Raw genomic sequence first — 21385 nt, forward strand, 5'->3', positions numbered from 1 at the left:
AGTGGGGTGCCAGCGCTCTACAGCCGCCGGCGGGAGACGCTCTCGTCGTGTGAACACTCATCGCCGTCGCGGCGACCCCTTTTCGTCGTTCCCGTTGGAGTCGGTGTATGCGACAGTCCACACCAACGGAGACGGGGTGGCTCGCCGGGAGACACCCCTACGTCCGCGTCGGCGACGGCCCGAAATCGCTCCTCGTGATTTCCGGCCTCAGTGACGCGATGTTCGACGGCTCCTACGGCCGTCTCGACGCGGCGATGGTACGCTACTCGTTTCGACGTTTTCTCGAGGAGTACACCGTCTACGTCGTGAGCCGGCCGCGCGGTCTCCCCGATGGTACCACCATCGGCGAGCTAGCCGAGGACTACGCGCGCCTGATCGAGACCGAAGACCGTCTCGAGCGGCCGTCGGTGCTCGGCATCTCGATGGGTGGCATGATCGCGCTGGAACTCTCCCGTCGCGAGCCAGCCCTCGTCGACCGCCTCGTCCTCGGGGTCTCCGGCTGTCGCGTCGCCGAGACGAGCGTCCAGACCCTCAGGCGCTATCGCTGGTACGCCCTCGAGCACGACTGGCTCACCCTCCGCTCGGAACTCCTCCGGGAGATGCACACCGGCTACCGACGCCGCCTGTATCCGACGCTGTCGACGACGGTCGGCCGCCTCCGCCCGCCGACACCCGCCGACGGCCGCGACGTCGTCGTCTCCATCGACGCGGTCCTCGAGTACGACGCGAGCGACGACCTCGCCGCGGTCGAGCCCCGGACGCTCGTCATCGGCGGCGACGAAGATCCGTTCTTCCCCGAGGCGATCCTCCGCGAGACCCACGAGGGGCTTCCCGACGCACAGCTCGCGATGTTCACCGGCGCCCGCCACGGCGCGTTCCTCGAGCGAAAGGAGGGCTTCGACAACTGGGTGCGGCAGTTTCTCGCTGGCGAACCCGCCCGCATCCCCCAGCGGTGACACTCGAGACACGCGGCTCGTCACCGTGACGGCCGCCCAGGTGCTCCGGCCGTACCCTCCGCACCCACGACCCCCCGCTCCCACGGTCTGCACCCACGCCCCTCCGCACCCACGGACTTCTTGTACTCGAGCGCCAATCGAGTGCCATGTCCGCCGCGGAGCCACTCCTCTCAGAGCCAGTCGTGTTGGCACACGCGAAACGACGGCTCTTTCCCGACTGCGTCGGCTCGAGCGGGGCCGACGCCACCGGCTACGCCGTCACCGACACCCAGTTCGCCGCCGACTGCTGGCTCGAGGGTGAGCCGATCGACCCCCGAACGCGCTCGACGCTGGCCCCGTTCAACCACGTCAAACTCGGCAGCGGCTACCCCGACCTCGTCGGCGTCGGGACTCTCGAGTCCGACGTACTCGGCATCTCGCGTCTCGGCCGGGAGCCGCCGCTGGTCGCCGTCGAGGCGAAGGGACACGTCTCGAGCGGCGGCGTCGACACCCACCGCGGAATCGTCCAGGCGTACGACCGCCTCGACGAGGCGAACGTCGCCTACCTCGCCGCACCGGCCACCGCCGTCTCAGAAACTGATCGTGCCCTCGCGCGAGAGCTGAACGTCGGCGTCCTCGGTGTCGACACCGCGGGCGAGGTCTCGGTGCTCGAGTCACCCCGCGTCGTCGGGAACCGCTCGGGCGGCGATGGCTCCTGGATCCGGTTCCAGGCGGGTGCCCAGGGCGTCACCGAGCGCTCGTTCTCGCTGAACCACCCGAAGAACTACCTCGGCTACCCGCTGGCACACGACGCCGACGGCGAGACCGACACCCTCCTCGCCGAGTACCGCGTCGTCAACGCGACCGCCGGGGCCAGACGCGGTGCGGCGCTGCTCGGCCTGCTCGAGGATGGTCCCGGCGGGGTCCGTCTCACCGAACTCGGCCGGGAGGTCGTCCGCTTCGCGCTCGCCCGCCACGGCAGCGTCGAGACCGCACTCGAGGAGTTCGAAACCTGGTACCGCTCGCGCCAGCGGTTCGTCGAGCAAGCGCCCGCGTGGGGCGAACTCGCCCGCCGTATCGTGTTCGCTCACCCGGCGGTGCGGACGCTCGTCACGGAACTCCAGTGTCTCGCAGACGACGGCACTCGCGCGCCGACGCTCCTCGAGTTCGTCGAGTACCTCCACGTCCTCCGGCCGACGTTCACCGTCGAACTGTTCGTCCGCGGCGACGAGGACACCCGGGCGCGCGTCCTCCGACCCGACGGCTCGCTCAGACCGGACGCGCTCGCCGACGGCACCGTCTACCACGCCCCGACGGTGTTCCAACTCAAGACCATGTGTTACCACGTCGGCCTGCTCGCAGAACGCGGCCGTGAGCCACACCGACTCGAGCCGACGGCCGACTGCTGGGCGCTCTGCGACCCGCTCTAGCTCACTCGAGGACGACCAGCGAGTCGCCCATGTCGACGCTCTCGCCTTCCTCGACGGCGACCTGTGTGACCGTCCCGCCGCTCGAGGCGACGATGTCGTTCTCCATCTTCATCGCTTCGAGGACGACCAGCACGTCGCCAGCCTCGACCTCGTCTCCCTCCCCGACTTCGACCGAGAGGATGGTCCCCTGCATCTCGGCGGTGACGTGCTCGCCGTCGCCGTCGACGGCCGGAGTGTCGCTGCCGGCCGAACCCGACCCACCGCCGGCCGGATCGGGACGGCTCGCGCCGCCGCTATCGAGGTTCGCCGGCAGTTCGAAGCCGCCGCGCTCCTCGAGTGAGACCTCGAAGCGCTTGCCGTTGACCTCGACGGTGAACTCGCGTTCGACGACCTCCTCGTCGTCCTCGGCGGGGGCGTCCTCGCTGCCCCACTGGCGCTGGGCCTCCTCGAGTCGCGCCGGATCGAGTTCCTCGTCGAGGTACTTCGTGGTGTGCTCGCCCGCGACGAACGCCTCGTCGGTCAGCATCAGCCGGTGGAAGGGGACGATGGTCGTCACGCCCTCGATCTCGTACTCGCGCAGCGCGCGCAGCGAGCGGGCGATACACTCGTCTCTGTCCCCGCCGTGGACGATCAGTTTCGCGATCATCGAGTCGTAGTCGGTGACGATCTCGTCACCCTGGCGGAGCGCGTCGTCGACCCTGACGCCGATGCCGCCCGGCGGGTCGTAGGTCTCGAGGCGGCCGCCGCGTGCGGGCTGGAAGCCGTTGGCGGCGTTCTCGGTGTTGATACGGAACTCGATCGCGTGGCCCTCGATCTCGACGTCGTCCTGGGAGAAGGTGAGTTCCTCGCCGTCGGCGATCCGTAGCTGCCACTTCACGATGTCGATGCCCGTGATCTCCTCGGTGACGCAGTGTTCGACCTGGATGCGGGTGTTGACCTCGAGGAAGTAGAACTCGCCGTCCTCGACGAGGAACTCGACGGTACCCGCGTTGACGTAATCGGAGGCTTTGACCCCCTGGCGTGCCGCCTCACCGATCTCCTCGCGGAGGTCGTCGGTGAGCGCTGGCGAGGGACCCTCCTCGATCACCTTCTGGTGGCGCCGCTGGAGCGAGCAGTCGCGCTCGCCGAGGTGTCTGACGTTGCCGTGCTCGTCGGCGAGAATCTGGACCTCGATGTGACGGGGATTCTCGAGGTAGCGCTCGAGGTAGACGGAGTCGTTGCCGAAGTAGGCCTCGCCCTCGCGGCGGGCGCTCTCGAACTGATCGTCGACCTCGCTCTCGTCGGTGACGACTTTCATGCCGCGCCCGCCACCGCCACCCTCTGCTTTGATGGCGATGGGGTAGCCGTGTTCCTCGCCGAAGGCGCGCACCTGGTCGGGGTCGGTGACCGGGTCGGTCGTCCCCGGCACGATGGGGACGCCCGCCTCGTCCATCACCGTTCGCGCTTTGGTCTTCTCGCCGAGGCGCTCCATCGACTCGCTCGAGGGCCCGATCCAGGTGATGCCCTCGGCCGCCTCGACCTTGCTGGCGAACTCGGCGTTCTCCGCCAAGAAGCCGTAGCCGGGGTGGATCGCGTCGGCGTCGGCCTTGCGCGCCGCCTCGATGACGGTCTCGTGATCGAGGTAGGAGTCGGCCGCCCTCGCCGGGCCGACGTTGTACGCCTCGTCGGCGTAGCGGACGTGTCCCGACTCGGCGTCGGCCTCAGAATAGATCGCGACCGTCCCGACGTTCAACTCTTCACACGCTCGCATCACTCGAACCGCGATCTCACCGCGGTTTGCCACCAGCACCTTCCTGAACATTCCTACTCGAACCGTTGTCTACCCGGAACCTTACTTTTTCGCAAACACGTGTTGGAACCGAGAGGGAGTGACACGGGGTCGGGAGTCGCGTTCTCACCCGGTCAGACCGCCGTGGCGGTCGACCGCCCGTCGGACGACGGCCGCCTCCGCCTTCCGCAGGTGATCGGAGACCGTACTCGTCGCACACTCGAGCGCCTCGGCAACGTCGGCGAGAGAGCCGGTCCGGGGCACGTCGTAGTAGCCACAGCCGACGGCCACGGCGAGCGCCTCGTACTGGCGGTCGGTGAGCACGCCCGCGAGCGACCCGTAGCGGTGGTCGTAGGCACCGATCTCGTGGACGGTCGTCTCGATTTCGTCGGGGACGTTCTCGAGTAGCCGACCGAGGTCCGCACCGGCCCCGACGATCTGGACGCGCATGGCGGCCTCCTCGTCGTAGACGATCGGTGGCACGACCACGAGGTTGAGCGCGGTGAACGCCCGCCGAAACAACAAATCCGCCTCGCGAGGCTCCTGACAGACGTAGAGGTAGAACGACACCCGCTCGCCGTCACGGTCGACTTCCGTGATCGCGTACTCACGGATCGAGTCGACACTCTCGAGTTCGGCGACGTAGCGCTCGTAGTCGGTGACCTCGACGTAAAACAGCGCGTACTCGACCGCCCCGCCGGTCGCGAAGTTCCACGTCCGGAGTTCGTCGCGGACGACCACGTCCTCGTCGCGGATGAGTCGCTGCATCGGGTGGAGCATCGACCGTGGCTGGCGAAACGTCGCCTCGAGTCGCTTCACGTGCGAGTGTTCGAACGGGTATATATAAATACCCTAGTGAGTCCGGCAGAACGACCACCGGTCGGCGTTCGCTACGTCCACCTGTGATGAGCGATCCGACTCCTGCTCTCGACGACCGCTCGAGTTCGACCGGTGACGACACGGCACACGCGGGCGAGACCGCTGGGGCTGGCCGGACGCCGCCGGGTCCCGACGGGTTGCCACTCGTCGGAAACACTCTCGGATTCGTTCGCGACCCGTTCGACTACTACGACGGTCTCTCGGAGTACGGAGACGTGGTCCGCCACCACGTGTTCGGCACCACCTGGACGGTCCTGTTCCACCCCGACCACGTCGCACGCGTCCTCGTCGGCGAGAGCCACCGCTTTCGCCGCTACAACTTCGAGGATCTCGGTCCGGCGGTCGCCCCCGAGGGGCTGTTGTTCACCCACGACGAGCAGTGGCGCAGACAGCGGACGCTCCTCCAGCCGGCATTCACACCCGCTACCGTCGCCGAGTTCGCCGACTCGATGGTCGAGTCGGCCGCCCAGAGCGCCGACGCCTGGTCGGACGGCGACACGATCGCCGCCGACCGCCAGTTCTCCGCGCTGACCCTCGAGGTTCTCGCCGCGACGCTCTTCGACGTCGAACTCGAGGGCCGGCGCGAGGCGATTACGGGTGCGGCCCGCGCGCTCAACGACGTCGCCGACCCGGGACGGCCCTCGGCGTTCCTCCCCGACTGGGTGCCGACGCCGACCCGCCGCAGCTACGAGCGGGCGATGGCGCGCTTCGACGCGGCCGTGATGGACCTCGTCGAGGAGCGTCGCGCCTCCACCGAGACTGAGGGGGACCGAGCGCGGACCGATATGCTCACCACGTTGCTCGAGGCGACCACCGAAGACGGGCAGGAACTCTCCGACACCGAGATCAGAGACCAACTCGTCACCTTCCTCTTCGCCGGACACGAGACCTCGTCGCTCGCGCTCACCTACGCCTTCGCGCTGCTCGCGACCGCTCCCGACGCCCGCGAGCGCCTCGAGACCGAACTCGACGAGGTCTGTGGCGACGCCGACCCGACGGTCGCGGACCTGTCGGACCTCGAGTACACCGGCTGGGTCGTCGACGAGGCGCTTCGGCTCTACCCACCCGCGTACGCCCTCTTTCGCGAGGCCCACGAGGACGTCAGAGTCGGTGACTATCTGATCCCGGAAGGGACGAAGGTCACGCTCCCCGCGTTCGCGATCCACACCGACGGCCGCTGGTGGGACGACCCCGACAGTTTCCGCCCGGAGCGCTGGGGTGTGGAGACCGACCGGCCCGAGTACGCCTACTTCCCGTTCGGTGGCGGCCCGCGCCACTGCATCGCGATGCGTTTCGCGCGGATGGAACTGAGACTCGTCCTCGCCACGCTCGCACGGCGGGTGCGTTTCGACCTCGAGAGTGACTCGCTCCCGTCGGTCCGCATGGCAGCGACGCTCTCGCCGGTCGACCCGGTCAGGCTGACCGTCCGCTCGCGCGCCTGACTGACTCGAGAAGGAGGGGGGCTCAGAACCGGTCGGCTCGGCCGGCCGCCGTCCACGGGTTCGTCGGTGCGTTCTTCGGAACGCGCACGCTCGCTCCCCGCTGGCTGCGTAGCCGGCCTGCGAACGCCCAGCGCTTGCCGTCCCAGCTCGGTTCCTCCTGGGCGGCCAGTGCGGCAGCGGTCTCACAGTCGCGGACGTGTGCGCCGATGGCAGCGACGATCGCCGCCGCCTCCTCGGCACTCGCGTCGTCGGGAATCGAGAGCTCGAGTTGCGCCGCCTCGACGGCACCGGCCGGCTCCTCGTTCGAGGAGCCGTCGGTTCGCGCTCGCGCTTCGACGACCGAGTTCATAGCGGGATGTTCCCGTGTTTCTTCTCGGGGACCGACTCGCGTTTGGTCTCGAGCATCTCGAGGTCGGCGATCAGTCGCGGCCGGGTCTCGGTGGGGAGGATCACGTCGTCGAGGAAGCCCTTGTCCGTCGCGGTGTAGGGGTTGGCGAACTCCTCGCGGTACTCCTCGATGAGTTCGTCTCTGAGCTGATCCGGCTCCTCCGCCTCGGCGAGTTCCTTCCGGTAGAGGATGTCGACGGCACCCTTCGGTCCCATGACGGCGATTTCGGCGGTCGGCCAGGCGTAGTTGATGTCCGCACCCAGGTTCTTCGAGGCCATCACGCAGTAGGCCCCGCCGTAGGCCTTCCGGGTGATGACGGTCAGGAGTGGGACGGTCGCCTCCGCGTAGGCGTAGAGCAACTTCGCGCCGTGGCGAATAATGCCGCGGTGTTCCTGGTCGGTGCCGGGCATGTAGCCGGGGACGTCGACGAAGGTGACGATCGGAATGTTGAACGCATCACAGAAGCGGACGAAACGCGACCCCTTCATCGAGGAGTCGACGGTGAGCGTCCCCGCGTTCACCCGCGGCTGGTTCGCCACGATACCCACCGAACGGCCGTCGAGTCGCGCGAAGCCGACGACGATACTCATCGCGAAGCTCTCGCCGACCTCCATGAACGAACCCTCGTCGACGACGGCGTCGATCACGTCGGTCATGTCGTAGGGCTTCTGCGGACTCGAGGGAACGATCGACTCGAGTGACTCCTCGCGGCGGTCGGGGTCGTCCCAGGGGTCGACCCGGGGTGGGTCCTCGACGTTGTTCTGGGGGAGATACGAGAGGAGGCGTTTGACCTTGTCGAGCGCCTGTTCCTCCGACTCGCAGGCGAACTGAGCGACGCCGGTCTGGGCCGCATGGGTCTGTGCGCCGCCGAGTTCCTCGTGGGTGACGTCCTCACCGGTGACGGTCTTGGTGACGCCGGGACCGGTGATGTACATGTGGCTCGTGTCTTTCACCATGAAGATGAAGTCGGTGATCGACGGCGAGTAGACCGCGCCGCCCGCACACGGACCCATGATCGCCGAAATCTGGGGAACGACGCCGCTGGCGCGCTGGTTGCGCTGGAAGATTTCGGTGAACCCGGCGAGGGATTTGACGCCCTCCTGGATGCGCGCGCCCGCCGAGTCGTTGAGACCGACGATCGGTGCGCCGACGTCCATCGCCGACTCCATCACCTTACAGATCTTCTCGGCGAACACCTCGCCCAGTGAGCCTCCGAAGACGGTGAAGTCGTGGGCGAAGACGAACACCGTCCGGCCGTTGACCTCGCCGTAGCCGGTGACGACGCCGTCACCCAGAATCTTCTGTTCTTCCATCCCGAAGTTGCTCTCCTGGTGGGTACGCAACTGATCGAACTCGGTGAACGTCCCCTCGTCGAGGAAGTACTCGATGCGCTCTCTGGCGGTCATCTTCCCCTTCTCGTGCTGGCGCTCGATGCGCGCCTCGCCGCCACCGAGCAGCGCCTCCTCGCGCAGTTCCTCTAGCTCGTCGATGCGCTCTTCCATCGTCATGGTGTCCACCCGATGGTCGTCATAGGTTCCAGTCTTTCAACCAGTGGGAAAAGGATTACCGTCCGTGAGTCGGGTGAGCCGCCTCGAGCGTGATTGACACTAGCACGAACTTATTAGTAACGTGTGTAGTAATAGCGCTCGCATGGCACAACGAGAAACCTGGGCCACACGGACAGGCTTCATCCTGGCAGCGGTGGGTAGTGCAGTTGGACTGGGGAACATCTGGCGGTTTCCGTTCCAGGTAGGACAGGAAGGCGGTGCGGCGTTCCTCGTCATCTACCTCCTGTTGATCATCGCCATCGGATTTCCGGTGATGATCGCCGAGTTCGTGATCGGGCGGCGAACTAACCGGAACCCGGTCGGTGCGCTGCAACGACTCGGGTCCGGTACGTGGCGATACGTCGGATGGCTGTTCTTCGCCACCGGCTTCCTCATTCTCTCGTACTACAGCGTCGTCGCCGGGTGGACGCTCCGATACGTCCTCCTCGGACTCCAGGGAGATTTCATCGCAGACGTCGGCGAGGCCGAAGCACAGTTCGTCTCCGTCGCCAGCGGTCTCGACGCGCTGTTGTTCCACGCGATATTCATGGCCGCCGTTCTCGCCGTGGTCGGGTTCGGTGTCCGGCGTGGCATCGAACTCGCGGTGAAGGTGTTGGTACCGGCGATCATCGCGATCCTCGTCGGGCTCGCGATATACTCGTTCACCCTCGCAGGCGCGAGCGAGGCCTACTCGTACTACCTCTCGCCCGACCTCGGGACGATCGCCGACAACTGGCGGAGCATCCTACCCGCTGCGGCCGGCCAGGCGTTCTTCACCCTCTCGCTCGGGATGGGTGTGATGATCACCTACGCCTCCTACCTCGGTGAAGACCGAAACCTCGCAGAAGACGGTGGCATCATCATCGGTCTCGACACCGGTATCGCGTTCATCGTCGGCCTGGTCGTCTTCCCGATATTCTTCACCGCAGGTGTCGACCCGGCCGATCCCGGTGCGGGGGCAATTTTCGTCACGCTCGCAGCAGCGTTCGGTGATCTCACGTTCGGCTGGCTCCTCGGAGCGATATTCTTCGCAACGGTCGCCATCGCCGCGCTCTCGAGTGCGATCAGCATCCTCGAGGTCGTCGTCTCGTACTTGGTCGACGAGCGCGATATCGACCGGCTACCAGCGACGCTGGGAATCGGAACCGCGATCTTCGTCGTCGGTCTGCCGACCACGCTCGACCTCGTCCTCATCGACCTCTACGACAAGTTGGTCAACGACATCTTGCTGGTGCTCGGCGGACTCATTCTCGCAGTGTTCGTCGGATGGATCATCTACGAGACGGCACTCGACGAACTCGAGAAGGGCGTCAGAGACCTCGGATCGATGGGTGCCGCCTGGATCTGGTTCCTCCGTATCCCGGCGGTCATCGGCCTGCTGGTCGTGGTCGCCCTCGGCATCCTCGGATACTACGAGTTCCTGACCGGCGACTTCGCCGACTGGATCGGCGATACGATCTAGCCGGGTCGTGGCCGCGGTTCCGGTCTCGATTTCTCGGACGACTTCTCGAGTCCCGACTGAAACTGCAGACAGTAGCCGACCGAAGACTCTTCCTCCGTAGACCGGTGTCCGCCACACTGCAGTCGGACAGCGTGTGTGCGCTCCCGCCTACGCCTCGCCGTAGACGGGCACCGCTGCGCCGTTCCTCACCGCCGTCGCGTCGCTACAGAGCACGGCCATCACGTGAGCGCTGCCGGTGCGCCGGGAGTGTTTCGGATGCAAACACGACATCTCGAGTACCCGTTTGATACCTGTGACAGAGAGTCACGGTTTGGAGTCGCCCTCGACGAGTTCGCGGAGCAACGACCGGCCGTCGACGACGGTTGTCCTGTCCCCGACGCCAGCCGTAGACAGGGCGTCTTCGATCGCCTGTTCTGCGGTTCGGTCGCTGACGAGTACCGTGACGAACGTTTCCTCCCGGATGACGTACTGGTAGGCGATGCCCGCGAGAATCGTGTCCGTCTTCTCGATTTCGTCTTCGGTAACGTCGTCGGCCGAGAGGTGGTGCATACGGTTTCTGGCCGTGTCTACGACCGTCGACACGCCGGGGTGCGAAAAGTCGACCTGGCCCGGAACGAGCCAGCCTGCCATCTGCGCGGCTCTGAGCCGGTCGCGTTGATACGTGTATTCGCTCGGGCTCTCTCCGAGTTCTTCGGCTACCGCTCGAGGGACGACGACCGTGATTGCTCGCCGCCGAAGAAACCATTCGAACGAACGATACTTTTCGTTCGACGGGCCACCCATCGCGAACAGAACGCTGGTATCGATGATCGCAGTGCTGTCGCTCGGAATCTCCGCTGCCACCATCACGCTCGCTCCACGTACGGGTCGTAAGCACTCGCACCGTCGAGAACGTCTGCTAACGCAGTGAAGACGGTCATGCCCTCGACGGGATGGACGCCGAGTTTCTTCGCCGCCGTCCGCTGGGTCAGCTCGCCCCGCTCGAGTCGAAGTGTATAGTGGAGTGCGCTCGCGAGCTTGGCGACGCCCTGGCGTTCGACGAACACTCGAATATCCTCGTTCTCGAGTTGGCGACCGATGGCGTCGATGAGCGCTGGGGTCGCGGTCACCGCTCCGTGATCGGTATCGATTTCGAGGCGAATCGGCGCAACCGACACCGTCGCTGGCATCTCTTCGTCGTCTCGAGTGAGGACTCCGAGTTCCTCGAGTCGGCCGACGTCCTTGTAGGCGGTCGAGTGTGCCATCTCGAGGTCGTCTTTCACCGTTTCGACGTCGAGTGGCCCCTCTCGAAGCACGTGGGTATACAGACGGGCGAGTCGTGGGGAGTTCACCAGCTCGGCGTAGGTGAGAAGATCGTTGAACGGACCTTCGGGATCTGCCGTCGGTGTTCCGCCGTCGTCCGTAGACATTCGTGTACACATTCTATGGATTGTGTATTAGCCCTTTCGCTGGCTACGTTGCTCACGCCTCGCCGTAGACGGGCACCGCTGCGCCACTCGTCACCGCCGTCGCGTCACTACAGAGCACGGCCATCACGTCGGCGATTTCGGTGGGGTCGACCCACGTCTCGTGGTCGGCGTCGGGCATCATCTCGCGGTTCATCGGCGTATCGATCACACTCGGCATAACGCAGTTCGCCCGCACGACCCCCAGATTCTCCTCGGCGAGCGTTTCGGTGAGGATCTTGATTCCGGCCTTGGTGATCCGGTAGGGACCGTCACCCGCCCCGCCCTCGAGCCCCGAGCGCGCGCTCACACTGACGATCGCCCCCTCGCTGTCTTGCAGGTGCGCGAGGGCGTGTTTCGAGACCAAAAGGGCCGTCTGCAGGTTGACCTTCCAGAGCAACTCGACCTCCTCGAGATCGGTCTCCTCGATGTGGCTGCCGCCGCGCCAGGTGCCCGCGACGTTGAGCAGGTGGTCGATCCGGCCGTGGTCGTCGGCCACCTCGTCGATCACCCGCTCAACCGCGGCTTCGTCGGTCAGATCCGCACCGTAGAAGTGGACGCCGGAGCCGACCTCGAGCAGCGAGTCCTCGTCACTCGGCTCGACGACGTCGACCGCACAGACAGTGGCTCCTGCCTCGCGGAAGCGCTCGACGGCCGCGCTGCCGAGTGCGCCGCTCGCACCGGTGACGATTGCAACGGTTCCCTCGAAGTCGAACGTGGCGGTCGGTGACATATACCCTGTGCACCGGCGAGCGCAATCAATGGCGGGGGAGAGCGGCGGTTCGGGCGGCGGCCCGTCGTGTGCGAACCGGGCGGCGGCCGCTTGAGCGCGAGCGCGCCTGCGATCAGGCGTGGAGGAAACTCATCGAGTAGAACAACGCGCGCTCGAAGACGTCGGGTTCGATCGCGAACTGGAGGTGAGAGCCGATGTAGGCGTTGTTGAAGTGTGCGTAGCGCGGTCCCTTCAGGATCTGGAGCGTCAGCCGCGGATCCATCTCCATGCGGACGCGCTGGCGACCGTTTCGCTCGGGCAATCCGTCGACGTACTCGTAGCCCTCACCGTCGGCGGTGAACCGCGCGTAGGTTCCGTCGACCAGACTCAGGTAGACTTCGGTCTCGCTCTCGAAGCCGATCGCCCGGCGCTTCTCGTCGAAGTGCTCGTAGGCGTCGGGAAACACGTCCTCGAACGCCTCGAGATCGGGCATCGGCTCCTCTTCGTAACCGAAGCGGACACCCTCGAGTACCTCCTCGGCGTACGTCGCTCTCGCCTCCTGGTCGATCGGTGTGTACGGTGCGCTCTGTTCGCCCGTCGCCACCTCGACGGACTCACCGCTGTTGAGCAAGAGACACTCCGAGACCGACGAATCGATCCGGTCGTGGTCCTCGAAGTACGCCTTCGCCTGCGAGCGCGTCGAGCGCGCGACGTACTCGTTCAGCGACGCGAGGTGCCCCGACAGGGTGTACTCCCCCGCGAAGGGCATGTAGTAGCGTGGCTCGAACAACTCGATGAAGCCGACGGCGTTCTCGAGCGACTGGATCCGTCGCTCCTCTCGCGCCTCGAGTAACTCCTCGTGGCTGTAGTCGAGTCTGGACTGCGGATAACTGCCAGCGAAGGTGTACTGGAGCATCAGCAGGTCGATTTCGTCGTACTGGCGGCTGACCTCCATCGCTGCGTGCTGGGTCATCGGCCACCGGCAGTCGTTGAGGTTGACCACCGTGTGCTCGCCGTCGTCGAAGACGGCCATCGAATCGATCTGTGTCGACCCGCCGGTTCCGCCGTTCGTACTCGCCGCCTCCGCGAGCCACGAACACGCGAAGTGGTTGCCACACACCTCCGGGTCGCAGTTGTCGGACGCGAGGACGTTCATCTCGAGGTCGTCACCCAGACTCACCCGCTCGTTGTGCGGAATCTCGTGGACGTCGAAGCCCGCCGCTTCGATGTTCCGCCGGAGGAAGTCCCACTCGTAGTCGTGGATCAACACCGGAATGTCCGAGTCGAGTCGCTCGAGCGTCTCCGCGTGGCAGTGATCCGGGTGGATGTGTGAGACGTAGATGTAGTCGACGTCGTCGAAGTCTTCGGGTTCGAACTCGAGTGGCGGGTAGTGTGCCCAGGCTCCGTAGAACGCGCCGTCGAGTAACCAGGGATCACAGAGAACCCTGGTGTCGCCGGACTCGACGACGACCGTCGACGACTGGATGTGTCTGACTCGCATAACAGAGCCGTCCACAACGGTGTGGTTATAGGCACTCAACAGTTTCACGCAGTGAGTATTACTACGAGGTATGACAGTCGGGTGGCGGCTACGGTGAGGAATCCGTGACTCGAAGAGATCGTCGCCGTCTCACACGGCACGTCACTCGTGGTCTCACGGGGCGGTGCACGCGTCACGGCTCGAGTACGCGTCGATACGATCAACTCGAGTGAGTGTCGAGCGCCTCGTCCGCGCTGACGAACGGACAGTCGGCGACGCGGACGGTCTCGAGCGACGTGAGTTCGAGAATCTCGGATTCCTCGCGCTCACACGCGAACGCAGGGGGTTGCGAGAAGTACTCGCAGGTGTGACAGTAGGTCGCTTTCGACACCTCGCGCACCACTCGGCTGGTCGCGTCGTCGGGGCGGGTCGGCCCGTCCTCGAGTTGGTCCCAGAGTTCGTCCGCATCGACGGCGTCGGCCGCTTCGTGGTCGAAGAGCGACTCGACACTCGAATCGTCGACACCGTCCGCTCCGGCGGACGACGCCGAGCGACGCCGGGCGTCGGCGGCCAGGCCGGCGAGCGGAGCGTCCGCACGTTCCGGTTCTGACGCCGACTCGTGCGCTTCGATCGAATCGTCACCCATCGATCTCACCGCCGTCGTCGGCCGTCTCGGTTCGGCTTCCGTCCCCGTCCGCGAACTCGAATTCGAGGGCGTCGGCCGCCGTCTCGACGCCGCCCTCGAGCGCCGGTGGCTCACCCGTCCGGAGCGTGTGCGAACCGAACAGCGAGGACCTGGTCTCGACGTCGACGAGCGTCGCTTCACAGTGGGGGCAGGTCGGTTCGGTCAACAAGGAGATGGAGACGCTCGAATCACACGCTTCACAGGCCGCGCGCTCGAGACCGAGGCGGTTCGCCGCGAGTTTGAGGGCGTCGGCTTTCGCCCGGCGGTCGCTGCGCACACGGATCGTCTCGACGTGGTCGCGCACTTCGAGCAGCGCCGTCGCGAGCGTCCGCTGGCGTCCGGCGAGCGTCTCGCGCTCGTCGATGCCGCGCTCGAGAACCGTCTCGTAGTTGTCGAACCCGGCGTCGAGGTCGGCGGCGAGCGACTCGAGGCGCGCCTCGAGCGCGTCGAGGGCGTCCGGCGTCACGTGCGGGTCGTCGCCGTCGTCGGCCCGGTGGCGTTCGAGTTCCCACGACACCTCGACGACCCGCTCGCGTACGTCCTCGAGTCCGTCGTGAAACGCCGCCCGCTGGGTATCGAGGCGCTCTTCGAGCGCGTCGACCCGTCCGGGGTCGGGCACCTCGTGAGAGTCGTCGGCGCTGGTCGCGTAGACGGCGTACAACAGGTGGCGACAGAACTCGTCTACACGCTCGCCGCGCCGAGACGCGTGCTCGTCGAGCCAGTCGTGGATGGCTGGCTCGAGGGCGAACGAGAGACCGACGTGCTCGGAGTGGTCGCTCGCCATCGGAGAGACAGAGGGGAGAGAGTCGCTTAAGCGTTGGTTCGGACTCAGCCGCTGAGTCGTCGCGGATGCGGTCTCACACGTGTTATAGTAGCCACTGCAAGTCAGTGCACGCCAGGTCGCCAGACGGGTCACCGATCAGTGTGTAAATCGTTGCAGTTGTTACTATAGTAGCGTGGATTTCACTCGAGAGCGGCTCAGAAGGTGAGCCAGCGCTCAGTACACGTGCATACTGACCGCTGAACAGCTTTGGAACACGACTGATCCGGTTTGCACGAGCCAAACGGTTATGTGTGACCCTCACCTCAGTAGAGGTATGAGCCAAGGACGCGACGAGGCGGGCCGATTCGAGGAGTCCGTTACCGAACAAGATATCCTCAAAGTATTTGACTACGAGGATGACCCAGTCCTCACAGCGCCAGAAGTTGCTGACGGCCTTCGGCGGTTTGGGAAGCAAATCACCCCTGAAGGGGTCCGAAACCGGCTCGGGGAGATGGACGAGAAAGGCCTTGTGAGCCGCAAAAAGCTCGGTGCGAGAGCTGTGGGATGGTGGGCAGAGGTGGCCCCTGAACTCGATTCTAACACTTCCAAAACGATTGACTCGAGAAAGGAGTCTGACGAGTGGGAGGAACTGTAGCGAGAAATGGCGACCGTGTTGTTGCATCCTGACGTAGCGAAGGAACTGGACGCTCTTCCAAACGATATCGAGAATCGAATTCGATCGAAACTGACTGAGGCTGGGGAGAATCCAGACCGTCATCTCAAACCGCTCAAAGGACGAGATGAGTACTCGCTTCGCATTGGAAAACGACGAGCAATTATCGATTGGCTCAGAGAACAGAACGAACTTCGCGTACTGGAACTCGATACTCGAGACACTGTGTATCAGTAATACAGTCAATTGGAACCGTGATGCGGTCACTGTAGGTGCATACCGACCTTTTGCGCTGCGGGCGTGGCACGGCCACGCCCTCGGCAAAATGTCGATCAAAAGCACAGCGTCACCCCCTCAGCCGCGGCGTTGCCGCGGCTTCGAGGGATTCCTTGGCCCGCTCGCTCACTTCGTTCGCTCGCGGGTGCCGTGCTACATATACCGCCTGTCTTGTACGCAAACCGACTACCGGATTTTTCTGACGTTACTGATATCCAGTCCTGCATCGCCGATTTCCGTCTCGAAGCGGACGATGTCCTCGTCCTCGAGTCTCGAGAGGACGCCGCGAAAGCGCTCGACGACGAGCGTCCGTGCGCGTTCGGAGCCGCCGCTCTCCCACTCGAAGCGAAGCGTCCCGTCGGTCGCCTCCTTCAGTCGGCCGAGCTGTGTCGGCGAGAGCGTCTCGGCGGAGACGAGCACGAGGATCAGTCCACCCCAGCGATGTGAGGCGCGGTTGAGACCCTTCAACAGCACGGTCAGATCACCCCAGTCGAACCGGTCGCCGAGGACGGCGACGAGGTCGGTCAGCGAGTCGACGACGACGAGGCTGTTCGCCGCGTGGGCACTGAGGTACTCGCCGAGCGCACCGAGGACGTCGCGGCGGTCGTGACGAGTGCCGAGTTCGGTGATGTCGCCCACCTCGTCGTCGTACCACTCGGTCGGCACTGGCGTCAGCTGGAAGTACTCTCGAGAGAGGTCCTCGAACTGTACTGGGGCCATCCCCGCCGTCACGAGGTCGTCGTCCATCACGAACGACATCTCGCGTTCGATGGCCGCCCGCTCGCGGGTGAACGAGACGTAGTGGACCGACTCCGGGGCGGTGACCGCCGGGTCGCGCTCGCCGTAGTAGAGGTCGAACTGGTCGTCTTCGGCCAGCACGAGTCCGTTCATGACGGCGCTCGTGTAACAGAACTCCCGGGCACCCGCACCCGACTCACCGGCGAGCAAGACGACGCTCCCCGCCGGTGCGCCGCCGTCGATCGTCGCATCGAGTCGCGAGACGCCGAGCGCCATCCGCTCCATGCCCGCTCCTCGAGTCGGTCCCGCTTACCTGTTGTGGCCTTCGCCCTCGACGGCGACCTGTGCGCCGGTTCTCGCGGGCGTCGTGAGCGACACCTCACCGGCGAGTCCGCGCCGCTCGAGTGCGTCGTGTGCGGTCTCGCGCGCTTCCTCGGCGTGGGCGGCGTCGGTCAGGCCGTAGACGGTCGGTCCCCAGGAGGACTGGCCGACACCCGTGAGGACGGGCGTCGCCTCGAGCGCCTCGACGAGTTCACCCGCCGGTGGGCGAAACACCCCACCCTGGGCGTCGGCGTACCACGCGCCGTTCTTGCGGCCGATCGCACCGAGCGCGTCGCCGAACGCCTCGAGTCGTCCCTCCGCGGCGGCCGGGAGGAGCCGTCGGGTGACGATGCCCGCGATGTCGTCGGCGATGGAGGGGTCCGCCTTCTCGACGACGGCGCGCATGCTCGAGTCCTCCTGTTCGCCGCTCCGGCCGGGGTCGACGTCGGGAACGACGAGGAGGACGCGCCAGTCGGCGGGCAGGTCGTGGCGGGCGACGACGACGGGGACGGTCCAGTCACCGTCTGCGGGCGGGTCGGTGGTGAACCGCCCCGTCGGGTGGCCCGCGTCGACGACGAAGCCGCCACCTTCGAACGTCGCGACGCCGATGCCGCTTCGGCCACCCCGACCCAGCGCTGGGGCGTGCGCTCGCACCCGTGGCTCGAGTCCGTGTGCGTGTGCGACTGCAGTGTAGACCGCTAGCGCGAGTTGGGTCCCGCTGCCGAAGCCGACGTGCCGCGGGAAGTCCGCCTCGAGCGAGAGCCGGACACCGGGGACCTCGAGTACCTCACAGGCACGCCGCGCGTACGATTCGACCAGCGGGTCCGCGACGGAGAGTTCCGGGGCGGGGTCGGCGACGACGCGGACCCGTGGCTCGGAGAGTCCGATGCCGAGACCGCCGTAGAGGCGTTCGCGCGCGAGCGAGAGGTTCTGAAACCCGACGTGGATGCGCGCGCCCGCGTCCACGGAGACGGATACCATAGGCGCGATTCGGTCTCACCTCGCAAGGGGATTTCGACGGAGGCAACGACCGCGGCGGCGCGACACCGCCACCTACATATACGCGAACGAGACAGTCCGAGAACGATGGTCACCGTCTCCGTCGTCGTCCCCGCCCGCGAGGAGGCGGACTCGCTGGCTCCGACGCTCGATTCCCTCGCCGCCCAGCGACTCCCGGACGGCTGGACACTCGAGGTGATCGTGGTCGCCTGTGGCGACGATGGCACGCTCGAGGTCGCACGCGACCACCCGGCCGCCGACCGCGTACTCGAGGACGACGTCCGGACGGGTGCGGGCCCGGCGCGGAACCAGGGCGCGGCCGTCGCCCGCGGTGACGTGCTCGCGTTCACCGACGCCGATACCGTGGTCGCGCCGTGGTGGGTTCGCGCTCACACCAGTCACTACGCCGACCCGCAGGTCGTCGGCGTCGGCGGCCCGCTACGCCCGCTCGAGGGCGGTCTCGTCGACCGACTCCTGTTTCGCGTCCTCTCTGACTTGTGGTACCGGGTGAGCTGGTCGGTCGGCTTCGTCCAGCAGAGCGGGAACAACTGCAGCGTCCGCCGCGAGGCGTTCGAGGCGGTCGCGGGCTTCGACGAGTCGCTCGCCTTTCTCGAGGACACGGATCTCTCGATGCGCCTGCGTGAGCGCGGCCGCGTGGTGTACGAGCCGCGTGTCCCGGTGTGGACCTCCGTCCGTCGCCAGCACCGGGAGGGCTACGGCGGGCTGTTCCTCGCGTACGCCGTCGCCTACTGCAGTTACGCCCTCGTCGGCACCGTCCCCGACGTGGGCTACTTCGAGCGGTGAGCGCTGACTGCACCCACCGCCGAACAGCGCACCGAATCCGTTCGGCCGAATCGCCCCGTCGCGGAAGCGTCGGCCGAGGTAGGGTTACTTATAATCTCTCGAGACGACGCCCGAGTATGAGCGACAGTGGTCGATTCGACCAGGGGAAACCCGAACGCTTGCAGAGTCGAGACGTGACAGAGGGTGCCGAACGCGCCCCGCACCGGTCGATGTTCCGGGCGATGGGCTTCGACGACGAGGACCTCGCCTCGCCGATGATCGGCGTCCCCAACCCGGCGGCGGACATCACGCCGTGCAACGTCCACTTAGACGACGTGGCGGCGTCGGCCATCGAGGGCGTCGACGAGGCTGGCGGCATGCCCATCGAGTTCGGCACGATCACCATCTCCGACGCCATCTCCATGGGCACCGAGGGGATGAAAGCCTCGCTGATCTCCCGGGAGGTGATCGCCGACAGCGTCGAACTCGTCGCCTTCGGCGAGCGCATGGACGGTCTCGTCACCGTCGCCGGCTGTGATAAGAACCTCCCCGGAATGATGATCGCCGCCATCCGAACCGACCTCCCGAGTGTCTTCTGTTACGGCGGCTCGATCATGCCCGGCCAGCACGACGGCCGCGACGTCACCATCGTCCAGGTGTTCGAGGGCGTCGGTGCCTACGCCACCGGCGAGATGAGCGGCGAGGAACTCGACGAACTCGAGCGCAACGCCTGCCCCGGTGCCGGCTCCTGTGGCGGGATGTTCACCGCGAACACGATGGCCTCTATCTCCGAGGCCATCGGTCTCGCCCCGCTCGGCAGCGCCTCCGCCCCCGCCGAGGACGACGAGCGCTACGAGGTCGCCCGCCGCGCCGGCGAACTCGCTCTCGAGTGCGTCGAGGAAGACCGGCGTCCCTCCGACATCATCTCCCGGAAATCGTTCGAGAACGCCATCGCCGTCCAGACCGCCATCGGCGGCTCGACCAACGGCGTCCTCCACCTGCTGGCGATGGCCCGCGAAGCCGGAGTCGACCTCGAGATCGGCGACTTCGACGAGATTTCGAAGCGGACGCCGAAGATCGCCGACCTCCAGCCCGGTGGCTCGCGCGTGATGAACGACCTCCACGAGATCGGTGGCGTTCCGATCGTCATCCGCCGCCTGCTCGAGGCCGGCCTGATCCACGGCGACGCCATGACCGTCACCGGCCGGACCGTGGCCGAGGAACTCGAGACGCTCGACCTCCCGCCGGACGAGGAGATCGAGGCGGACTTCCTCTACACCGTCGAGGAGCCGAAGGAGACAGAGGGCGCGATCCGCATCCTGACGGGCAACCTCGCCCCCGAGGGAGCGGTGCTGAAGGTGACCGCGGAGGACGACGACATCGTCCACGAGGGTCCCGTCCGCGTCTTCGAGGACGAGGAGAAGGCGATGGCCTACGTCCAGACCGGCGAGGTCGACACCGGCGACGTGCTCGTCGTCCGCGGCGAGGGTCCCCGCGGCGGTCCCGGCATGCGCGAGATGCTCGGCGTCACCTCCGCCGTCGCCGGCCAGGGCCACGCCGAAGACGTCGCCCTCATCACCGACGGCCGCTTCTCCGGTGGCTCGCGCGGGCTGGTCATCGGCCACGTCGCCCCCGAGGCCTACGTCGGCGGCCCCATCGGTCTGCTCGAGGACGGCGACGTGATCCGCATCGACGTCGCCGAACGCACGCTCGAGGTCGACCTGAGCGACGAGGAACTCGAGGCGCGACTCGAGGCGTTCGAGCAGCCGGAACCACCCTACGACAGTGGCGTGCTGGCGAAGTACAACCGGGACTTCGACTCGGCGAGCAACGGTGCGGTGACCAATCCCGGTGTGAAACGGGATTGAAGAGCGACCGTCCGTAGTCGATCTCGCTGTGTTGCTATCGATCGAGACAAGCAGCGTTCACAGCGATTACGGAGCGATGTCACGCACACTGACGGGATAGGTCGTGTTCTCGTAGGCCACGTACCACTCGAGCGCCCTGTAGGCTCGGTCGCGTTCGAGTGCCTCCACGAGCGCATCCACCTCGCTGGGGGATATTCCATCCCGAACCAGCGCCGCCCTCGAGGAGCGGTGCTCGTCGGCGTCGAAGTCCGCTTCCATGCCTTCCTCGTACTCGTCGCTGGCTCGCGAGAGTGCCCGCTGGAAGTACGGAAGGTCGGAGAGAGGCGCTTCAGTCGCGTCGACGACTGTCGCGTCGTCCGGGTTAGCCACCGGAACGAAGACGACGATGTCACCGCCTGGGTCGATGTCCAACCGGTCGCTCGAGCCATCGGTGGTCGGTTCGTCGTCGGTGGTTGGATCGTCGTCAGTGGTCGGTTCGTCACCGTCGTCCGAAGACGAGTCCGTACTCGGGTTTTCGACCTCGGTACAGCCAGCGAGAAGGGCAACCAGCCCGGTACCAGTCCAGCGGAGGAAACTTCGGCGATGCAGATGTCGATTCGAAACGTGTGTTAAAAGAGGTGTTTTCACACGGGTGGGGTTGTAGTTTGAGTGATAAATGTATTCTGTGATTGATTGTTCATCCCGAATTTGACATCCTCCCCGCCCTAAAGGGCGAGGATTCCCGAACGTTGGGATATTACGGTTTGCAACCTACCTGTTCCCTCGGTGCGAACCGCCCCGAGGTTTGGTTG

General features: G+C 66.0%; 20 protein-coding genes and 1 pseudogene. 7 read left to right on the forward strand and 14 right to left on the reverse strand.

Annotated elements, in window-relative coordinates:
* The first annotated feature begins 107 nt into the window (after window positions 1–107).
* A complete protein-coding gene (locus N0B15_RS08165) occupies window positions 108–956 on the forward strand; it encodes an alpha/beta fold hydrolase (RefSeq protein ID WP_263019192.1) in 849 nt (282 codons plus the stop codon).
* A 146-nt stretch (window positions 957–1102) separates the two neighbouring features.
* Window positions 1103–2365, forward strand: coding sequence for a hypothetical protein (locus N0B15_RS08170; RefSeq protein WP_263019193.1), 1263 nt, complete (start codon window positions 1103–1105; stop codon window positions 2363–2365).
* Window position 2366: 1 nt separating this feature from the next.
* Here the strand turns inward: N0B15_RS08170 and N0B15_RS08175 are convergent, their stop codons facing one another.
* Window positions 2367–4166: an acetyl-CoA carboxylase biotin carboxylase subunit gene (locus tag N0B15_RS08175; RefSeq protein WP_263019194.1), complete on the reverse strand. Its 1800-nt coding sequence runs from the start codon at window positions 4164–4166 to the stop codon at window positions 2367–2369.
* A 93-nt stretch (window positions 4167–4259) separates the two neighbouring features.
* Entirely contained in the window at window positions 4260–4952 is a 693-nt protein-coding gene (locus tag N0B15_RS08180) for a helix-turn-helix domain-containing protein (RefSeq protein ID WP_263019195.1), read from the reverse strand.
* A gap of 86 nt (window positions 4953–5038) precedes the next feature.
* On the opposite strand from N0B15_RS08180, the gene N0B15_RS08185 reads away from it, so the two are divergent.
* Window positions 5039–6454: a cytochrome P450 gene (locus tag N0B15_RS08185; RefSeq protein WP_263019196.1), complete on the forward strand. Its 1416-nt coding sequence runs from the start codon at window positions 5039–5041 to the stop codon at window positions 6452–6454.
* Window positions 6455–6476: 22 nt separating this feature from the next.
* Here the strand turns inward: N0B15_RS08185 and N0B15_RS08190 are convergent, their stop codons facing one another.
* Together N0B15_RS08190 and N0B15_RS08195 are read right to left on the reverse strand one after the other, a co-directional pair.
* Complete coding sequence (locus tag N0B15_RS08190; RefSeq protein ID WP_263019197.1) at window positions 6477–6803, reverse strand: DUF8022 family protein; 327 nt, start codon at window positions 6801–6803, stop codon at window positions 6477–6479.
* The gene (locus N0B15_RS08195) at window positions 6800–8344 is read right to left on the reverse strand and encodes an acyl-CoA carboxylase subunit beta (RefSeq protein ID WP_263019220.1); all 1545 of its coding nucleotides are present in this window, start codon (window positions 8342–8344) and stop codon (window positions 6800–6802) included. Before N0B15_RS08195 ends, N0B15_RS08190 begins: the two co-directional genes overlap by 4 nt.
* A gap of 148 nt (window positions 8345–8492) precedes the next feature.
* Here N0B15_RS08195 and N0B15_RS08200 point away from each other — a divergent pair, with 148 nt between their 5' ends.
* Complete coding sequence (locus N0B15_RS08200; protein WP_263019198.1) at window positions 8493–9851, forward strand: sodium-dependent transporter; 1359 nt, start codon at window positions 8493–8495, stop codon at window positions 9849–9851.
* Window positions 9852–9998: 147 nt separating this feature from the next.
* Here N0B15_RS08200 and N0B15_RS08205 read toward each other — a convergent pair.
* The 7 genes and pseudogenes from N0B15_RS08205 to N0B15_RS08235 form a co-directional block, all read right to left on the reverse strand.
* Window positions 9999–10079 (reverse strand): annotated as a pseudogene (locus N0B15_RS08205) (glucose 1-dehydrogenase); the annotation flags it as partial.
* Window positions 10080–10154: 75 nt separating this feature from the next.
* Window positions 10155–10697, reverse strand: coding sequence for a PIN domain-containing protein (locus tag N0B15_RS18400; protein WP_484549511.1), 543 nt, complete (start codon window positions 10695–10697; stop codon window positions 10155–10157).
* Window positions 10697–11260 carry a DUF7437 domain-containing protein gene (locus N0B15_RS08215; protein WP_263019200.1) on the reverse strand — a complete coding sequence of 188 codons (564 nt, stop codon included), beginning with the start codon at window positions 11258–11260 and terminating at the stop codon, window positions 10697–10699. Before N0B15_RS08215 ends, N0B15_RS18400 begins: the two co-directional genes overlap by 1 nt.
* Window positions 11261–11312: 52 nt before the next feature.
* On the reverse strand, window positions 11313–12029 hold the full coding sequence (locus N0B15_RS08220; protein WP_263019201.1) for an SDR family oxidoreductase: 717 nt from the start codon (window positions 12027–12029) through the stop codon (window positions 11313–11315).
* A gap of 112 nt (window positions 12030–12141) precedes the next feature.
* Entirely contained in the window at window positions 12142–13509 is a 1368-nt protein-coding gene (locus N0B15_RS08225; RefSeq protein WP_263019202.1) for an MBL fold metallo-hydrolase, read from the reverse strand.
* A 199-nt stretch (window positions 13510–13708) separates the two neighbouring features.
* Window positions 13709–14134, reverse strand: a complete 426-nt coding sequence (locus tag N0B15_RS08230) for a DUF8135 domain-containing protein (protein WP_263019203.1) — start codon at window positions 14132–14134, stop codon at window positions 13709–13711.
* The gene (locus N0B15_RS08235) at window positions 14127–14957 is read right to left on the reverse strand and encodes a hypothetical protein (RefSeq protein WP_263019204.1); all 831 of its coding nucleotides are present in this window, start codon (window positions 14955–14957) and stop codon (window positions 14127–14129) included. The genes N0B15_RS08230 and N0B15_RS08235 overlap by 8 nt, the downstream gene beginning before the upstream one ends.
* 313 nt (window positions 14958–15270) lie before the next feature.
* Here N0B15_RS08235 and N0B15_RS08240 point away from each other — a divergent pair, with 313 nt between their 5' ends.
* Window positions 15271–15591, forward strand: coding sequence for a winged-helix domain-containing protein (locus tag N0B15_RS08240; protein WP_263019205.1), 321 nt, complete (start codon window positions 15271–15273; stop codon window positions 15589–15591).
* Window positions 15592–16071: 480 nt separating this feature from the next.
* Here the strand turns inward: N0B15_RS08240 and N0B15_RS08245 are convergent, their stop codons facing one another.
* Together N0B15_RS08245 and N0B15_RS08250 are read right to left on the reverse strand one after the other, a co-directional pair.
* Complete coding sequence (locus N0B15_RS08245; protein WP_263019206.1) at window positions 16072–16908, reverse strand: RAD55 family ATPase; 837 nt, start codon at window positions 16906–16908, stop codon at window positions 16072–16074.
* Window positions 16909–16932: 24 nt separating this feature from the next.
* The gene (locus N0B15_RS08250) at window positions 16933–17925 is read right to left on the reverse strand and encodes a beta-ribofuranosylaminobenzene 5'-phosphate synthase family protein (protein ID WP_263019207.1); all 993 of its coding nucleotides are present in this window, start codon (window positions 17923–17925) and stop codon (window positions 16933–16935) included.
* A gap of 105 nt (window positions 17926–18030) precedes the next feature.
* Here N0B15_RS08250 and N0B15_RS08255 point away from each other — a divergent pair, with 105 nt between their 5' ends.
* Window positions 18031–18747, forward strand: a complete 717-nt coding sequence (locus N0B15_RS08255; RefSeq protein WP_263019208.1) for a glycosyltransferase family 2 protein — start codon at window positions 18031–18033, stop codon at window positions 18745–18747.
* Between the two features lie 116 nt (window positions 18748–18863).
* The gene (gene ilvD, locus N0B15_RS08260; protein WP_263019209.1) at window positions 18864–20594 is read left to right on the forward strand and encodes a dihydroxy-acid dehydratase; all 1731 of its coding nucleotides are present in this window, start codon (window positions 18864–18866) and stop codon (window positions 20592–20594) included.
* 66 nt (window positions 20595–20660) lie between these two features.
* On the opposite strand, the gene N0B15_RS08265 is transcribed toward ilvD, so the two are convergent.
* A complete protein-coding gene (locus N0B15_RS08265) occupies window positions 20661–21005 on the reverse strand; it encodes a hypothetical protein (protein WP_263019210.1) in 345 nt (114 codons plus the stop codon).
* Window positions 21006–21385: the final 380 nt, after the last annotated feature.

The organism is Natronobiforma cellulositropha (assembly GCF_025629245.1).
Taxonomy (GTDB): Archaea; Halobacteriota; Halobacteria; order Halobacteriales; family Natrialbaceae; genus Natronobiforma; species Natronobiforma cellulositropha.

What these genes read in the sequence shown, in the direction of transcription:
- N0B15_RS08165 (WP_263019192.1), top strand. Translation starts at nt 108, where the DNA reads ATGCGACAGTCCACACCAACGGAGACGGGGTGGCTCGCCGGGAGACAC.
- N0B15_RS08170 (WP_263019193.1), top strand. Translation starts at nt 1,103, where the DNA reads ATGTCCGCCGCGGAGCCACTCCTCTCAGAGCCAGTCGTGTTGGCACAC.
- N0B15_RS08175 (WP_263019194.1), bottom strand. Translation starts at nt 4,166, where the DNA reads ATGTTCAGGAAGGTGCTGGTGGCAAACCGCGGTGAGATCGCGGTTCGA.
- N0B15_RS08185 (WP_263019196.1), top strand. Translation starts at nt 5,039, where the DNA reads ATGAGCGATCCGACTCCTGCTCTCGACGACCGCTCGAGTTCGACCGGT.
- N0B15_RS08190 (WP_263019197.1), bottom strand. Translation starts at nt 6,803, where the DNA reads ATGAACTCGGTCGTCGAAGCGCGAGCGCGAACCGACGGCTCCTCGAAC.
- N0B15_RS08195 (WP_263019220.1), bottom strand. Translation starts at nt 8,344, where the DNA reads ATGGAAGAGCGCATCGACGAGCTAGAGGAACTGCGCGAGGAGGCGCTG.
- N0B15_RS08200 (WP_263019198.1), top strand. Translation starts at nt 8,493, where the DNA reads ATGGCACAACGAGAAACCTGGGCCACACGGACAGGCTTCATCCTGGCA.
- N0B15_RS18400 (WP_484549511.1), bottom strand. Translation starts at nt 10,697, where the DNA reads ATGGTGGCAGCGGAGATTCCGAGCGACAGCACTGCGATCATCGATACC.
- N0B15_RS08215 (WP_263019200.1), bottom strand. Translation starts at nt 11,260, where the DNA reads ATGTCTACGGACGACGGCGGAACACCGACGGCAGATCCCGAAGGTCCG.
- N0B15_RS08220 (WP_263019201.1), bottom strand. Translation starts at nt 12,029, where the DNA reads ATGTCACCGACCGCCACGTTCGACTTCGAGGGAACCGTTGCAATCGTC.
- N0B15_RS08225 (WP_263019202.1), bottom strand. Translation starts at nt 13,509, where the DNA reads ATGCGAGTCAGACACATCCAGTCGTCGACGGTCGTCGTCGAGTCCGGC.
- N0B15_RS08230 (WP_263019203.1), bottom strand. Translation starts at nt 14,134, where the DNA reads ATGGGTGACGATTCGATCGAAGCGCACGAGTCGGCGTCAGAACCGGAA.
- N0B15_RS08235 (WP_263019204.1), bottom strand. Translation starts at nt 14,957, where the DNA reads ATGGCGAGCGACCACTCCGAGCACGTCGGTCTCTCGTTCGCCCTCGAG.
- N0B15_RS08240 (WP_263019205.1), top strand. Translation starts at nt 15,271, where the DNA reads ATGAGCCAAGGACGCGACGAGGCGGGCCGATTCGAGGAGTCCGTTACC.
- N0B15_RS08245 (WP_263019206.1), bottom strand. Translation starts at nt 16,908, where the DNA reads ATGGAGCGGATGGCGCTCGGCGTCTCGCGACTCGATGCGACGATCGAC.
- N0B15_RS08250 (WP_263019207.1), bottom strand. Translation starts at nt 17,925, where the DNA reads ATGGTATCCGTCTCCGTGGACGCGGGCGCGCGCATCCACGTCGGGTTT.
- N0B15_RS08255 (WP_263019208.1), top strand. Translation starts at nt 18,031, where the DNA reads ATGGTCACCGTCTCCGTCGTCGTCCCCGCCCGCGAGGAGGCGGACTCG.
- ilvD (WP_263019209.1), top strand. Translation starts at nt 18,864, where the DNA reads ATGAGCGACAGTGGTCGATTCGACCAGGGGAAACCCGAACGCTTGCAG.